Here is a 15,891-nt window from a genome sequence, read left to right as displayed (position 1 = left end):
CGTGCCGGTTTTTTTCGTGCGCGCCGCCATTTGGACCGATCCGCACCCTCCGGCACGCCTCTTGCTGTTTTCACCACAGAAAACCGAAACGCTTCCCGATCCGGGACGCTTTGAAGCAATTGGCAAGGCTCATGACACGTGAACATTCGAAACTGAACCGACGCGCGTTTCTTGCCGGGACAGCTTTGTGCCTTTCCGGGACAGCCGCAGCGGCCCAGATGCAGGTCGCTGACCTCAGGGGCTCGATCGATTCCGAGGATTTGGGCCTTCTTCCCAATGCCGCCGACGATCAGACCGCGCAGTTTCAAAACGCGGTTAACCGGGCCGTGGAGCGCGGCCGGGCCCTGTTCCTGCCCGCAGGCACCTATCCGGTCGCCAACCTGCGCCTGCCGTCCGGCACGCTGATCGTCGGCGTTCCGGGCCGCACGCGCCTTGTCTACCAGGGCGGCGGCGGACAGCTGATCCGGGCCGAGGGCGTCAGCAATATATGTCTCGACGGCATCACCTTCGACGGCGCGAACCGCTCCATCGGCGATTTCACTGAAGGCCTGCTGCATTTTATCGGCGTGCGCAATGTCGTGCTCGACAATTGCGAGATCACTGGTTCCTCGAAATCCGGTCTCATCATGGACCGCTGTTCGGGCAGGGTGGAGAACTGCCGGATTTCCGGCGCCGCGGAGGCCGGCCTGCGCTCCAACGAGGCCGACGGCCTGGCAATCACAGGCAACACGGTCACCGATTGCGCCAATGGCGGCATCTGGGTGCACCGCTGGCGCGAAGGCGAGGACGGCACCATCGTCTCGGGCAACCGCGTGGAGCGCATCGGCGCCCGCTACGGGGGCACCGGCCAGTTCGGCAACGGCATCAACGTTTTCCGTGCCCATGGGGTGATGATCTCCAACAACCGGGTCGCCGACTGCGCATTTTCCGCCATCCGCTCCAACACCGGGTCGAATGTGCAGATCACAGGCAATTCCTGCCTGCGATCCGGGGAGACCGGCATCTATTCGGAATTCGGCTTCCAGGGCGCGGTGATCGCGAACAATATCGTCGACGGCGCAACCACCGGGATCTCGATCGCCAATTTCATGGACGGCGGCCGCATGGCCATCTGCTCGGGCAACCTGATCCGGAACATCTCCGAAGTGGGCCCCTATCCGCCGGAAGTCTCCGGTTTCGGCGTCGGCATCGCCGCGGAAGCTGACACAACGCTGACCGGCAATGTGATCGAGGGCGCGCCGAGATTCGGCATGCTGCTCGGCTGGGGTCCCTACATGCGCAACATCGCTGCTTCCCAGAACGTCATTCGGGATTGCGGTACGGGGATCGCGATCAGCGTGGTGGAAGGCACCGGCTCGGCCATCATCACCAACAACATCGTTCAGGGCGCGAAATCGGGCGCCATCAACGGCTTCCGCTGGCTGGAAAAAACAACGGGCGAGCTCGACAACGCGTCGGAATTCGCCAACCTGACGGTCCAGGGCAACCAGATCACCGCCTGAGCGGTTTCACTGGTCTGTAGATGAGGATGAGCGCAATGCATCCTCATCGTGAGGTCGCAGTTGCCGCCTCCGGCTTGTGTCGCGAGGCTTCCCTTCAGCGCGCAAACCGCAATGACAGGCACGACAGTCCGCCGTCGACCTTGCGCGCCTCATGGGTCGGCACGACGACCGCGGCGAATCCGGCCTCCTCAATGGCCGCCAGTGTCTTCGGGTAGCCTTCCGGCACAAGGACGACGTCGTTCACGCGGATGACATTGGCGGCATAGTCTTCGCCCTCCGGCACGACCACCACTTTCCGGCTGCCGAAAAAGCCGCTGGAAGCCATGGTTCTGGTCGCCAGGATAACGCCGTCGCCGAGCGTCGAACAGGCGGTCTTGAAGTGCAGCACGCCCTCCGGCGTTTCGCACACCGCCGCCTCATAGCCCCAGTCGCCGAGCAGCCTGGCGAAGGCATCCGCCCCCTCCCGATCGGTGCGTGCGGAAAGGCCGATCAGGATGATGTCGTCCAGCATCAGCACATCGCCGCCGTCGACATGGCCGGATCCGGGCAGCTCGATGACCGTGTCGAAGCGCCTTTCCAGCGCCGCGCGGATCTTCTGACCCTCCCCCAGGCGGCTCGCCGTCCCGGGCCGGAGCTGGAGCGCCCCTTCCGGCAGGCAGAAGGCCGGGTCTTCGACAAAGCAACTGTCCGGAAAGTCTTCAAGTGGCGGCAGAACGTCGACCGTAAGCCCGGCGGTTTCCAGCGCCTTCACGTAGAGTTCATGCTCCGCGCGGAATTTGGCGCCGCTCGGGCTGCCAGTATCAACCGCACGGATGCCGTCGGCAACGCTGTCCGCGGGCGTTCTGGTGATCGCATGGGTGAAACGGAAAGACAGGCCGGGACGATGTGGCATTCAGAGCTCCAGTAGAATGAAAAAGCTGACCTGCCAGAGCCCGGCCGGATTTTCTGGTCGAGATCGGGGCAGCAATCAGCCGGTCACGACAGCGCGGTCTTGAGCGCAGCGAGAAAATCACCGGTCGGCCGGATCTGCCCGGCCTGTGCTCCGCGCCGTGTCAGGATCGGCGGATTGACGAGCCGGTCCAGAAGCACAGTCTCGTCATCGTTCAACTCCAGCATCGCTTCAAGCACCGTTGCCATCATGACTTCGGACGCACGGGTCGCACCGTCGTCGCATTTCAGCGCGATGCCAAATCCAAGCTCCGGCACGGAGGCGCAAAAGACGCCCTCGGCGCCGGTCTTCAAGAACACCCGGCCCCGGAACCCTTCCATCACCCTGGTGCAGAAACGATCGGCGCCCGCGACCATGTACGGCTCGTTGATGCAGGCATTGAAGAGCCGTTCGGCGGCGTCGGCGCGCAAGGGCTCGAGCCCGGCGCCCGTGCCGAATGCGGCAAAGGCTCTGGCGAAGCTTTTCAACGGCGAGGCGTAGGTGGGAATGGAACAGCCGTCCGTACCGCAGACATCCTCCGAAAGCTTGTCGCCCGTCATCTGCTCCATCACCAGGCGCACTTCCTGCTGCACCGGATGGCTGGCCTCCACATAACCTTTGGTCTTTACGCCCATGACCTTGGCAAGGCCGAGGAAGCCCGCATGTTTGCCGGAGCAGTTGTTGTGCAGCCCGCACGGCGTCTCGTCCGCCATGATCAGCCTGGCCGCGTCTTCCATGCGTTGCGGCCATTGCGGCCCGCATTCCAGGGCGTCTTCGCCAAGGCCCGCCTTCATCAGCATGACGCGGGCGGAATTGGCATGCACATCTTCGCCGTTATGGGAGGCGCAGGCGAGCGAGAGCTCGGCGTCGCTCAGGTCCAGGGCATCCGCGGCACCCGATTCAACCAGCGGCAGGGCCTGCAACGCCTTGATCGCGGAGCGCGGAAACACGCGCGCGTCGACATCGCCGATGGCGCAGACAAGCTTGCCGTCCGTATCGACAATCGCCACGCGGCCGCGGTGCAGGCTTTCGATCACATTGCCGCGGGTGACGTCCACAAGTGCCGGATTGTCCATGGAGTTTCTCATTTCCACCTAAGAGGTAAGTCGGGCCAGAGGATAGGTCAGGCTAGACCGATTCCGTCCGGGCCGCAGTCAGGAAAACGGAAAGCCGGTCCAGTGCCTCGTCAATTACTTCGTCGCGTTTGCAGAAACAGAAACGGATATAGCCCCTGGGCGGCTCGGATCCGTAAAAGGCGGAGACCGGCACGGCTGCCACACCGGCGCGTGTCACCAGGGTCTCGCACGCCTCGACGTCCGTTTCGCCGAGCCCGAGGCCGTCGATGCCGCAGGTGAGGAAATAGGTCGCCGCACAGGGCAGAACGGAAAATCCGAGCGCGGCAAGGCCCCGCGCCATCCTGTCCCGCTTGGCCGTCAGGTCCTGCGCCAGTCCCTGGTAGTAGCCGTCATCCTTCCCGAGCCCGTAGGCCACCGCCTTTTGCAGATTGGGCGGCGTCGTGAAGGTCACCCATTGATGCGCCTTGGCGATCGGGTCCATCAGCGCCGCCGGCCCGGTCACATAGCCGACCTTCCAGCCCGTCAGCGAAAAGGTCTTGCCCGCCGAGCCGATCCGGACCGTGCGCTCGCGCATGCCCTCGAAGGTCATCAGCGGCCGGTGCGCCCGGCCATCGAACACCAGATGCTCATAGACTTCGTCGCAAATAGCATAGGCATCGTGTTTCCGGCACAGATCCGCAATCAATTGCAGTTCACCTTCCGAGAACACCTTGGCGGTGGGGTTCATGGGGTTGTTGAGGAGGACTGCCTTTGTCTTGTCAGAAAAGGCCGCCTCGAGCGCGTTCCGGTCGAGCGCCCATTCCGGCGGCGTGACCCGCACCCGCACGGGAACGCCGCCTGCCCGCTTTACCAGCGGCAGATAGCAGTCATAGAGCGGCTCGATCAGCACCACTTCGTCGCCCGGCGACACCAGCGCCAGAATGCAGTCGGCGAGCGCCTCCGTCGCGCCGGACGTGACCAGCACCTCGCTTTGGGGGTCGACGTCGATGCCATAGAAACGCTTGTTCGCATCGGCCACGGCCTGGCGCAGCTCGGGCACCCCCAGCATCGGCGGATACTGGTTGGGGCCTGCCATCAGCGCGTCCGCCGCTGCCTGGCGGATATCCTGCGGACCATCGACATCCGGAAAGCCCTGGCCCAAATTCACCGCGCCGTGGGCCATGGCAAGCCGCGACATGGTTTCAAACACTGTGGTGTCGATGCCGGTGAAGACCGGATTGGTCGGTTTCATGGTTGCTCCCGGGTGTTTTGCCGGTTCTAATCCGGCTCCGCGCCTGCGTCGAGCTTTTTCACTCTGCCGACCGCTTACTGCCGGGTTCGGAGCCCGGCTCCAGGATCTCATTCCACATTGCCGGCATGCACGGGAAATTTCCCGCCGAGCAATTCCTCCGTTAACGCTGTGATGATCGCATCCAGCTCCCCGCTTGCCGCCATCTGTTCCAGAACCGTCGTGATTTCGGGAACCAGGTCGGCGTGCTTTTTGTGCAGGAAGTGATAGAGATTTTCCCGGCCGATCGGCTGCCCCACGATCTCGCCCTCTTCGATGCCCAGTTGCCGGATCGTGACGGCCTCCGTCACCGTGCTGGTGAGGACAGCGTCCAGCTTGTCCGCCATCAGCAGCTTGAAAAGCTCGCGATTGGAATTTGCCCGCCAGACATCGCTCAGGTGTCTGGTCACATCCTCCGGCAGCACTGCACCGCGCAGATGCCCCACGCGCAGATACGGGAGGTCCTCGACGCGCTGCTTTGGTGCATTGGAGCGTTTGGAAAAAGCGGAAACCTCGAGCGTATGGATGGGAACGCCGATCCGGATCAGCGTGGGATGCATTTCGCTGACCGTCCCGACGCGAAGGACTTCGCCATCGACCGAACCGGAAGCGGCCACCAGAAGCGAGCGTTTTCCGGACGTGTAGTAGATGTCGAGATCGATGCCGAGCTTGCCATAGGCGGCTTTCAGCACGGCCGCTCCGATTACACCGTTCGGTGTTCCCTCAATCGTGGACAAAACCAGCCGCTGCTGGACGTCCGCACTCGTGCCAGATCCGAGAAGAAGGAGAAAAACGAATATTCCAACCAGGCGGCGCATGGCTCAATCACTCCCGGCAAACCATTAAAGTTTTTCACGTTTAAAAAATCAGATTTCCCTTTTAAAGCAGAACCGGAACCTGGAGAAATAACTTATGGTAGAATTCTTTCGAAGTTCCATAATATTCCGCGATACCTATATCGGCAACAAACCAGAACGACCCACCTGCGCATAAATCAACCTGATTTTGCTGAGAGGAAATTTTCCGCAAACGGAAAACTGTCGCAGAGGAAAGAGAAGCCGGCGACAGCCAAGAGCGGGTCAGCCGACCGCCGGCCAGGCCACCTCTCCCGCCCCAAGCCTTGACCCGGCGCCGCATCATTCAACAATATGCGGAGCGGGAAGTCCTCGAGCCGACTCACGGCACCCCCGGATTGTTTTGCCTCCTCCTGGCGGCGCGCCATTTCTACGCAACGGATTTCAGCATACAGGCAGGCACTTGGCTCTTAATCGGCGTATTCATATCACTCCGACGCTGACCACCGTGATCGGTGCCTTCGTGTTCGTGACCGCCGCGCTGGTTCTCCTCGTTCAGGCCGCCACCTCCGAAAGCGTCGTGCGCCATCTCGGCGGCTCCCTGATCGATCTGGGGATGGAGTCCCTCGAGCAGGCTTTTGCGGCCCAGGTCCAGGCGGTCGAGGAAGCCGGCGATTTCACGGCTTCGGCGCTGACGACCGGCAGCATCCTGATGGACCAGCCTCAGGAAGTCGCCGATTACCTGTTCGGCGCCCTTTCCGCCATGGAGCATGTCTCCTTCGTCATCGTTGCGGATGAGAACGGCAACTTCGTGCAGATCGACCGTGGCCGCGGTGACGGCATTCTCGTGCCGCAATTCGTTCCCGTTACCGACAAGACCCACGCACTGGCCTATCTGATCACGGCTTCGACCGGCAGGACCGAAGCCTTCTGGACTGGCCCGGAGTATTACCCCCAGCGCCAGCACACCTATATCGTCCATGTCACGCCGGTGCTGAAGGGCGGTCAGCACAAAGGCCTGGTCCTCGTCGCCATGTCGATGGAGCGTCTGTCGGAGATCACAAGCGAAATTTCCACGGATCTGGTCAGGGTGTTCATGATCAATCCGCAAAGCCACGATCTGATCGCCCACCCGGCCCTGTCTCAGGTGTTCCACAAACTGTCTCCGGCAAAACCGCTGATCAGTCTGGACGAGGTGCCCGACGCCTTCCTGAAAACACTCAGAAGCACCGAGCCGGTCGACCCGTCGGACTATGGTATCCACCCCGGACATGAGCTCAGGTCAGGTTACGATGCCGATCGGAACAAGCGTTTCATCGTTCTGCAGGCCGCCAGTGAAGGACCGACGGGGCTGCCGATGTCGATCGGCGCGCATTTTCCCGCCAGCATTGTGGAACAACCGCTCGAACAGCTGACCAATGCCATCCTGATCGGCGTGGCCCTGCTGGGACTGTCGCTGGTGGGTGCAGGATTGCTCGCCCATCGCATCGGCCTGCCCATCCGCCGGGCCGCGACCGGGGCCCGCGCCGTCGCGGACCTGGAACTGGACAGCGTCCAGGCTCTGCCTGGAAGCTTCGTGCGCGAACTCGATGATCTCGCCAGCGGCTTCAATTCCATGCTGAGCGGCCTCAAGGCGTTCAGCCGCTACGTTCCGAAGACGCTGGTGCGCAAACTCCTGCGCGAGGGCCGGGCCGACGCACCGCCGGAGGAACGCGAGGTTGCGGTGCTTTTCACCGACATCGCAGGATTTACCGCAATCTCCGAGGGCATGTCGGCGACGGAGACCGCCGCCTTCGTCAATCATCACCTGTCGCTGCTCGGAGCCGAGATCACGCGCCAGGGCGGCACGATCGACAAATATATCGGCGACAGCCTCATGGCGTTCTGGGGCGCGCCGGAGCGGCTGGACAACCCCGCCGAACCGGCTGCGCGGGCAGCCGTCGGCATGGCACGTGCCATCCGGGCGGACAACCATGCCCGCACTGCGCGCGGCGAAGCCCCCGTTCGCATCCGCATCGGCCTCCATCTCGGCCCCCTCGTCGTCGGCGACATAGGCGCGCCGGAGCGGGTCAACTACACGGTGATCGGCGACACGGTGAATGCGGCTTCACGTCTGGAAAGCCTCGGCAAGGAAATCGACCCCGAGGCCGAAGTCATTATCCTGGTGTCGGAGGACGTCGGCCGCAAGCTCGCTGAAGATCTCGGGCAGGAGCACATGGGCGCCTACAGGCTCGCGGGCCGGGTGGAACCTGTGGATGTCGTGAGGTTGGTAGTTTGACACTGACACACATCGTTGTCCACCTTGCGCAACGCTCCCGCTCGAGGACATGGTGGTCCCGGCAAACTTCCGGCAACAGGTGACGACATGAAAGTACTGCGCATCGTGGCGAACATAGCAACGGACAACGTCCAGGACCTTCAGACCTTCTATTCCGACCTGTTCGGCCTCGAGACCGTGATGGACCTCGGCTGGATCGCCACGCTCGCCTCCCGCGAAACCAACATCGCACAGATCAGTTTCCTCAGCGAAGGCGGTTCGGGAGCGCCCGTTCCGGACATCTCCATCGAGGTCGACAATGTCGATGAGGTCTATGCCCGCGCCCGGGAGATGGGATGCAAGATTGTTCACGACCTGACCGACGAGTCCTGGGGTGTAAGACGCTTCTTCATCGAGGATCCGGCAGGAAAACTGCTGAACGTTCTGTCACACCGCTGATAACCACCCAGGAGAAATTCGGACCGGCAGCGGATATGGCCGGATAGTCAGGTTCACACCTCGATGTCCCGGCCCCTGACCGGTTCCCGGCTGTCGATAATGAGGAGCCCCTCCGGCTTCAGAGCCGCTTTCAGACGGGCCCTCGCCTGTTTTTCCAGTTCCGCATGACGCCCGTCAAGCGCACCGACCCTCATGGCGAAAGCAATGTCGAAGGGCTCTTCGCCGGGGGGCAACTCAAAATTCTCGACGGCAATGTTGCGGAACTGCAATCGGCCGGTCTGGAGTTCTGCCCGCGACCCCTCCTCTGCCAGGCTGATGGCTTTGGCGGACCGGTCTATCGCCACGATCAGTCCGTCCCCAATCCGCCGCGACACCTCGCGGGCGGCAACCCCGGGACCGCAGCCGACTTCGAGCACCCGCAAACCGGGCGCCAGCGGCAGCGCGTTCACGTAATCGGCGATCCGGGGAGATATCTTGTTCGGCATAGTGGGGCCGCCATATCAAGGCCGCGGCAGGAACTGATGGTTGGAGCAACGTTCTTCTGGCTGCAGAGGGTGACCATGCAGAGCGGGTTCGCTCCTGCAGGTTTGGAAAACAAGATAGCAACCAGAACCTTCAGTTGTCATCCCCGCTGGGGATGACAAGCCGAACGCACAATCACCTGTCCAATGCCACTATGACTGTTGGATCAATCCGACCCCATCAACTTGTCGGGCCAACTCCGCGGTTTACCCCCGCTATTCAACCAAGGATTTAATTTGGTTAGAAAATTATGTCACGCCGAATAATAAGCATTCAAGAACATGACCTTGTCGAATATACCCCGTTTTACGTAGCGTTATACCCGATATAGTGATATATATTCCCTGCTTTGCATCATTTTTATATTGCGCAATTACAGATCGCTTGGCGTTTAAATTTTAATTCTTAAATAGTTAACAGTACGGACCCAGATTATGACCAAACATGTTAATCTTAACCCGCACCACGGTGTTGCGGGACGCCACCCCACGCGTGAATTCCTCGACACTCTCAGCGGCCATTCCGACCCGGGCAAGTTCGGCAGGATGTTCCCCGGTCTTCCGGCCCTCAAAGTCGCCGATGCTGCCCTGCAGGAGCTTGCAGAGGCAATGGTCGACAATGACGAACTTACCGGGGACAATCTAAACATTCCGGCGGGCTTCACTTATCTCGGCCAGTTCATCGACCACGACATAACCCTGGACCACACCTCGCTCGGTGAAAAAGCCCGGGATCCGCAGGCAACCGAGAATTTCCGGACACCAAGCCTCGACCTGGACAGCATCTACGGTAGCGGTCCCGACGGCAGCCCGCATCTCTATGCCCGAAACTTGGCGGGCGGCAAGACCAAGAAACTGCTGATTGGCCGAAACATCAATGTCGCATTCGGAAACGTTCAGGGGGATTTTCGCAATGACCTTCCGCGCAATCAGGAAGGCCACGCCGTCATTGGAGATCACAGGAACGACGAGAACCTGATTGTTGCCCAGACACATCTGAGTTTCCTGAAATTCCACAACACAGTCATAGACCTGCTTGCTGGCGAGGGTGTTCCGGAGGAGGACCAGTTCAATGAGGCCCGCATGCTGGTCACCTGGCATTATCAGTGGATGGTGCTCCATGACTTTCTGGGCAGGCTGACCATGACCGGCATCGTCGACAAGATCCTGCACGATGGTCGCAAGTTCTACCGGTTCAAGAAGCACCCGTATATGCCGGTGGAATTCTCCGGCGCGGCCTACCGCCTCGGCCACTCCATGGTGCGGCAGACATATGACTACAACCGCGTTTTTGAAGGTGCGGGCTTCGATCTCCTGTTCCAGTTCACTGGCCTTTCCGGCCAGATCATCGGCGAACTCGCCCCGCAACCCCCAACCGCGCCGCTGCCGGTTTCCGCGCTGCCGAGCAACTGGATTATCGATTGGCGTCGGTTCCATGAGGTCGATGCCGGCCGCAAGCCGCAATCTTCACGAAGGATCGATCCACTACTTGCCAGCGAGTTGCATCAGCTTCCGGGCGGCGGCGGCAATCTTGCGTTCCGCAACCTCAAGCGGGGTATCAATCTCGGCCTGCCATCGGGCCAGATGATTGCCTCGGTCATGCACATCCCCAACCCGCTGACTTCTGACGAAATCGCAAGCGGGCCGGACGGCGCAGCCGCCAAGAAGCACAATCTGCATACGCAGACGCCGCTCTGGTACTACATCCTCAAAGAAGCGGCCATCCGTTGCAATGGCGAGCGTCTCGGACCAGTCGGGTCCACCATTGTCTCGGAAGTACTGGTCGGCCTCGTCCATGGCGACCAGCAGTCCTATCTCTGGCAGAAGGGCCCCGGCTGGCGCCCGACCCTGCCCTCGAAAATCCCGGGAGATTTCACAATGGCGGATCTCCTGCATCTCGTGAACGACGTCAATCCAATCGGAGATTGACGCTACGGGACGAAAAACGCCGCCGGAATTCCTCCGGCGGCGTTCTGATTGCTGCTCGCCGCATTTACGGTCAGCGCACCAGGATGTTCCGGAACTGCCACGGGTCCGTGGTGTCAATGTCCTCCGGGAAGTATCCCGGACGGTTTTCCAGTGGCGTCCAGTCGGTATAGTAGCCTTTGACCGGGCCGAGATAGGGCATCTGGATTTCCAGGCAGCGCTTGTAATCCATCTCGTCGGTTTCAACGATGCCGGCTTGCGGATTTTCCAGCGCCCAGACCATGCCGGCGATGACGGCCGAGGTCACTTGCAGGCCGGTTGCGTTCTGGTAAGGGGCGAGCTCCCGGGTTTCTTCGATCGAAAGCTGCGAGCCGTACCAGTAGGCGTTCTTCTTGTGGCCGTAGAGCAGGACACCCAGTTCATCGGTGCCGTCCTGAAGCTCGCTTTCGTCCAGCACTTGCAGCTTGTCCTGGATCTTGCCGGCCGAGCCGAAGAGCTCGTGCAATGAGAGCACGGCCACATTGGCCGGGTGATAGGCATAGTGGCAGGTCGGGCGGTAGGTCGTCTTCTTGCCGTCGTCCAGCGAGAAATAATCGGCGATGGAAATCGCCTCGTTATGCGTGACCAGGAAGCCGTATTGCGCGCCCGGGGTCGGACACCAGGTGCGCACGCGGGTATTGGCACCCGGCTGCTCCAGATAGATCGCCGCCTTGCAGCCCTTCTTGTGCTTTCTGGCGTTGGCCGGTTTCCATTTTTCATGGGTGCCCCAGCCAAGCTCGGCGGGCTGGAAGCCTTCGGAAAGGAATCCTTCCACCGACCAGGTGTTCCAGAACTCGTTTGCCGGTTTCGGCTCCTTTGCCCGCTGCGTGTCGCGCTCGGCAATGTGGATGCCCTTGACGCCGACCTTCTTCATCAGCTTTGCCCAGGCCTTGCGGCTGGTCGGCTCCTTGAACTTGACGCCGGTGTCGGTGGCGATGTCCACCAGAGCCTGCTTGACCAGCCACGAGACCATGCCCGGATTGGCGCCGCAGCAGGAAACGGCCGTCGTGCCGCCCGGGTTCTTTTTCTTCTCCCTGCGCACGGTCTCGCGCAAGGCGTAGTTGGTGCGATCACCGGCGGAAGCCGTCTCATCGAAATAGAATCCCGGCCAGGGCTCCACCACCGTGTCGATGTAAAGAACCCCGAGTTCGCGGCAAAGCTTCATCATGTCGAGCGAAGACGTATCCACCGACAGGTTGACCACGAATCCCTGCCCCTCGCCTTCGCTCAGGAGCGGCGTCAGGACGTCCCGGTAGTTGTCGGGCGTCAGAGCGACCTTCTTGAACTTGTAACCGCGGTCCTTGACCAGCTTTGCATCCGTGTCGTCCGGATCGATCACCGTGAAACGGTTCTTGTCGAACTTGAAGTGGCGCTCGATCAGCGGCAGCGTGCCCTTGCCGATGGAGCCAAGGCCGATCATCACCAGCGGGCCGGTAATGGTGCCGTGCACCGGCCATTCCCGGGGCGCGGCTGCCTTGGCAGCAGGCTTCTTCGCCGCGGTCTTGCTTGGCGGAGATTTCCGTGCGGGAGCTTTCTTTGCCGGAGGCTTTGGCGCTGCGGATGCTGCGGCGGCTCCTTTGGCAGGCGCCGCTTTGGCGGGCGCCTTGCGGGTGGCTGCCGGCCTTTTTGCAGCGGCTGATGTTGCCGCAGCCGGCCTGGCCGCTGATTTGGCTGCTGCCGGCTTCGCGGCGGGCTTGTCCTGAGCTGTCTTCCGGCTTGCCGTCCTGGTGGCGGCGGATTTGGAGCTTGCCGGTTTCGCGGCTGCCGGTCTGGACGCCGGTGCTGTTGCCGCGGTTTTGCCTCGGGGAGCGGCTTTCCGGGCCGGTTTGCCGGCCGTCTTTTTTGCCGGCTCTTTCGGCGCGCCGCCGTTGGTTTCGTCGGTCATTTATAAGCTCCAATCTTTCCTGAATCCGCCGCCGTACCTTAAGCTCAGGGGCTGGCTGAATGAAATACCCTTCTTTGAAAGCGCACTAATTGCACTTTTTGATAGATGTGAACGGTCTTCGGCGGAAATGCAAGCTTTCATGGCGCTTGTTCTCGATGCCGCCGCCAGGCATGCGCCTGGAACCGTTCATTGGGTGATGGGGCCTTTTATAGGCTCTTTGGGTGGGGTGATGGGGCCCTTGCAGGTTCTTTGGAGATGGCGGCGTTGCCGCCATCCTCGCTTACGTATTCAGGCAATCTTCAGCAGCGGTGCGCTCTCCTGCGAAACCGCGATTGCTGCCATCGGATCGATTGCGCCGGCGGCTGTCAGCAGTCCGTCCAGCCCGGCCAGGTGGCCGGGAGCGAACTCCACCCCCAGGAACCGGTAATGGTCGACCGGGCCCGGCAGGGTCACATCGTCCAGGAGGCCTGCCGCAAAGCCGAAGCGGGCATAGTAGGGCAGATCACCGACCAGGATCACCGAGCCATGGCCGTGAACGGCCGCCTGGTTCAGCGCGTGGCGCATCAGCCGGTCGCCAACCCTGTGGCCCCGGCAGCCCGGGTCGACGGCCAGTGGCCCGAGCAGCAGGCTCTGGGCCCCGCTGCCGTCCGCCACGGACCACAGACGCACCGTCCCGACGAGCTTGCCGGATTCGTCCAGCGCGACAAACGCAAAGACCGGCAGACGGCCTTCACGCAGCCGCTCGGACGTCTTGGCGAAGCGCGCTTCGCCAAAACACAGGTCAAGCAGGGCCTCACGGGCACCGGTATGACCCGGTGCCTCGTCCACAATCGAGATCATGGCAGCCGTCCTCAGATAACGAAGGATGCCAGCGGCGCGAAGCCGTTGAAGCCGACCGAGGAATAGGTTGTGGTGTAGGCTCCGCACGCCTCGATCAGAACCTTGTCGCCGATGGACAGGCTGACCGGCAGCTCATACGGCGTTTTCTCGTAGAGAACATCGACGCTGTCGCAGGTCGGACCGGCCAGGACGCAAGGCGTGGTCGTATCCCCGTCCCGCGGCGTGCGGATCGGATAGCGGATCGCCTCGTCCATGGTCTCGGCCAGGCCGTGGAACTTGCCGATGTCGAGATACACCCAGCGGATCTCGTCCTGCGCGGACTTCTTCGAAATCAGCACCACTTCGGCCTCGATCATGCCGGCATTGCCGACCATGCCCCGGCCCGGCTCAACGATCGTAGACGGCAGACGGTTGCCGAAATGCTTGGTCAGCGCGTGGAAGATCGCCTCACCGTAGCTCGGTACGCCCGGAACGTCCTTCAGGTAACGGGTCGGGAAACCCCCGCCCATATTGACCATTTTCAGCTCAATGCCGCGCAGCGCCATTTCCTTGAAAACGCCTGCTGCCATGGCGAGGGCGAAATCCCAGGCCTGCAGGTTTGCCTGCTGGGAGCCGACATGGAACGAGACGCCGTAGGCAGCGAGGCCGAGCCGGTGTGCATGTTCCAGGACGTCGGACGCCATTTCAGGGTCGCAGCCGAACTTGCGGGACAGCGGCCATTCGGCGCCGGCACCGTCGCACAGGACGCGGCAGAAGACACGGGAGCCAGGGGCAGCGCGGGCGATCTTCTCGACTTCTTCGACGCAGTCGACGGCGAAGAGGCGGACGCCAAGTGCAAAGGCACGCGCAATGTCCTTCTCCTTCTTGATCGTGTTGCCGTAGGAAATACGCTCGGCACCTGCGCCGGTGGCCATCACCATTTCGATTTCGCCGACGGAGGCGCAGTCGAAGGACGAGCCGAGGCTTTCCAGAAGCGAAAGGACTTCCGGTGCCGGGTTCGCTTTCACGGCATAATAGACGGAGGTGTCCGGCAGGGATTTGGCGAAGGCTTCGAAGTTGTCGCGCACGATGTCGAGGTCAACGACGACGCACGGCCCATCGCTTTCACGTCGGCGCAGGAAATCGCGGATACGCTCGCTCATGGGAATCATCCCTCTCAAATCTGGCCGCAGACGCGCCTCAATGTCGGTTCGCGCGCTGCGTTCACGTCGCAGGATGCTGCAAAGCGCACCGGGCCTCCCCCGGGATGGAACCGGAGGCCGGGTTGACTGCAGCGACGGTTGGGCAATGCGCCTCTTGGAGAGCAATGCTTTCCCGCGTCGGGAATGCCGTTGATTGGATCGGAAGAACCGAACCGCACGTCGGGCAAGGATGTAACAAGTGCCTCTTCAGTGACCCCGGAGGTTGGAAACCCCGGCAGAGACCAAAAAAGCCCTCTTACGTCGTTGCTTTAAGCCGTCCGGATCATACTGCCCCGCCCCTTGGCGGATTTACTGGCAGCGGTCCCTTAAGAGATGTCTTGTGTCCGACACCCCATGGACGACCACGGGCACGTGCGAATTTGGGCAAGCCGTATATGCGCGTGTTCGACCTTCGATGCAATAGGAAAAACCCGGATTTCGAGAATTTTTTCTGCAGGATGGTCAATCGGGAATCTCAAGATGGTTTACGCCCGTTAATATATTGAGCGACAACAGCAATTTGACGGCTGGCATCGCAGCGGCCATGGTCGCTTCCCAGGGTTCGCGGCGCTCCTCAAAATGGCTCGTTTTCCCTGCTGCGCTGTCCTCGTTATGCTGTCACGACAACGTCTCGTCCCGTTCAAGATGCAAGGAGAAAATCATGGCTGCCCAGTCACCCCCGTTTGCGACTTCGACAGGCCCGCACCGGACTTCATGCTGCCGGCCACCGACGGCAAGACCTACAGCCTGAACGACATTGCGGGCGAAAACGGCACGCTGATCATGTTCATCTGCAATCACTGCCCGTTTGTGCTGGCAGTGATCGACAAGATCATTCGCGATGCCAAGGACCTGCAGCCCCTGGGGATTGGCGTTGCGGCGATCTGCTCGAACGATCCGGTTGCCTATCCGGACGACAACTTCGACAATATGCGCAAGATGGCGGAAGAACGCGGCTTTCCGTTCCCCTATCTGCACGATGAGGACCAGAGCGCGGCGACGCGTTACGGTGCGGTGTGCACACCTGATTTCTTCGGCTTCAACCGGGATCTCGGCCTGCAGTACCGGGGACGCCTGGACGCGACGCGCATGAACGCACAGGCCAGCGATCTGCCTCGCGAGCTGTTTGAAGCCATGAAACAGGTCGCGGAAACCGGACGGGGACCAGCCGAACAGATCCCCTCGATCGGCTGCTCGATCAAATGGAAGGCGTGAG

General features: G+C 61.5%; 13 protein-coding genes. 5 read left to right on the top strand and 8 right to left on the bottom strand.

Annotated elements, in window-relative coordinates:
* The first annotated feature begins 131 nt into the window (after window positions 1-131).
* Complete coding sequence (locus tag ON753_RS07215) at window positions 132-1,502, top strand: TIGR03808 family TAT-translocated repetitive protein (protein ID WP_265961890.1); 1,371 nt, start codon at window positions 132-134, stop codon at window positions 1,500-1,502.
* Between the two features lie 94 nt (window positions 1,503-1,596).
* Here the strand turns inward: ON753_RS07215 and ON753_RS07210 are convergent, their stop codons facing one another.
* The 4 genes from ON753_RS07210 to ON753_RS07195 form a co-directional block, all read right to left on the bottom strand.
* A complete protein-coding gene (locus ON753_RS07210) occupies window positions 1,597-2,394 on the bottom strand; it encodes a dimethylarginine dimethylaminohydrolase family protein (RefSeq protein ID WP_265961889.1) in 798 nt (265 codons plus the stop codon).
* 83 nt (window positions 2,395-2,477) lie between these two features.
* Window positions 2,478-3,506: an asparaginase gene (locus ON753_RS07205; protein ID WP_265961888.1), complete on the bottom strand. Its 1,029-nt coding sequence runs from the start codon at window positions 3,504-3,506 to the stop codon at window positions 2,478-2,480.
* Between the two features lie 52 nt (window positions 3,507-3,558).
* Entirely contained in the window at window positions 3,559-4,737 is a 1,179-nt protein-coding gene (locus ON753_RS07200) for an aminotransferase (protein WP_265961887.1), read from the bottom strand.
* 107 nt (window positions 4,738-4,844) lie between these two features.
* Window positions 4,845-5,591, bottom strand: coding sequence for a substrate-binding periplasmic protein (locus ON753_RS07195; RefSeq protein WP_265961886.1), 747 nt, complete (start codon window positions 5,589-5,591; stop codon window positions 4,845-4,847).
* Window positions 5,592-6,030: 439 nt separating this feature from the next.
* Between ON753_RS07195 and ON753_RS07190 the strand changes: the two genes are divergently transcribed.
* On the top strand, window positions 6,031-7,845 hold the full coding sequence (locus ON753_RS07190; protein WP_265961885.1) for an adenylate/guanylate cyclase domain-containing protein: 1,815 nt from the start codon (window positions 6,031-6,033) through the stop codon (window positions 7,843-7,845).
* 87 nt (window positions 7,846-7,932) lie between these two features.
* Window positions 7,933-8,283 (top strand): VOC family protein, encoded by a 351-nt coding sequence (locus ON753_RS07185; RefSeq protein ID WP_265961884.1) that lies wholly within the window; start codon window positions 7,933-7,935, stop codon window positions 8,281-8,283.
* Window positions 8,284-8,336: 53 nt separating this feature from the next.
* On the opposite strand, the gene ON753_RS07180 is transcribed toward ON753_RS07185, so the two are convergent.
* Window positions 8,337-8,768 (bottom strand): class I SAM-dependent methyltransferase, encoded by a 432-nt coding sequence (locus tag ON753_RS07180; protein WP_265961883.1) that lies wholly within the window; start codon window positions 8,766-8,768, stop codon window positions 8,337-8,339.
* A 471-nt stretch (window positions 8,769-9,239) separates the two neighbouring features.
* Here ON753_RS07180 and ON753_RS07175 point away from each other — a divergent pair, with 471 nt between their 5' ends.
* Window positions 9,240-10,733 carry a peroxidase family protein gene (locus tag ON753_RS07175; RefSeq protein WP_265961882.1) on the top strand — a complete coding sequence of 498 codons (1,494 nt, stop codon included), beginning with the start codon at window positions 9,240-9,242 and terminating at the stop codon, window positions 10,731-10,733.
* 70 nt (window positions 10,734-10,803) lie between these two features.
* On the opposite strand, the gene ON753_RS07170 is transcribed toward ON753_RS07175, so the two are convergent.
* From ON753_RS07170 to ON753_RS07155, 3 genes are all read right to left on the bottom strand, one after another.
* Complete coding sequence (locus ON753_RS07170) at window positions 10,804-12,189, bottom strand: homospermidine synthase (RefSeq protein WP_265967087.1); 1,386 nt, start codon at window positions 12,187-12,189, stop codon at window positions 10,804-10,806.
* 753 nt (window positions 12,190-12,942) lie between these two features.
* Window positions 12,943-13,494 (bottom strand): GNAT family N-acetyltransferase, encoded by a 552-nt coding sequence (locus ON753_RS07160; RefSeq protein WP_265961881.1) that lies wholly within the window; start codon window positions 13,492-13,494, stop codon window positions 12,943-12,945.
* A gap of 11 nt (window positions 13,495-13,505) precedes the next feature.
* Entirely contained in the window at window positions 13,506-14,636 is a 1,131-nt protein-coding gene (locus tag ON753_RS07155; protein ID WP_377047195.1) for a type III PLP-dependent enzyme, read from the bottom strand.
* Window positions 14,637-15,320: 684 nt separating this feature from the next.
* Here ON753_RS07155 and ON753_RS07150 point away from each other — a divergent pair.
* The gene (locus ON753_RS07150) at window positions 15,321-15,890 is read left to right on the top strand and encodes a thioredoxin family protein (protein WP_265967086.1); all 570 of its coding nucleotides are present in this window, start codon (window positions 15,321-15,323) and stop codon (window positions 15,888-15,890) included.
* Window position 15,891: the final 1 nt, after the last annotated feature.

It is taken from the genome of Roseibium salinum, from assembly GCF_026240905.1.
In the GTDB taxonomy this organism is placed as follows: Bacteria; Pseudomonadota; Alphaproteobacteria; order Rhizobiales; family Stappiaceae; genus Roseibium; species Roseibium salinum.
The sequence above is the reverse complement of the archived record's forward strand: the minus strand, read 5'-3'. Positions and strand labels throughout refer to the sequence as shown.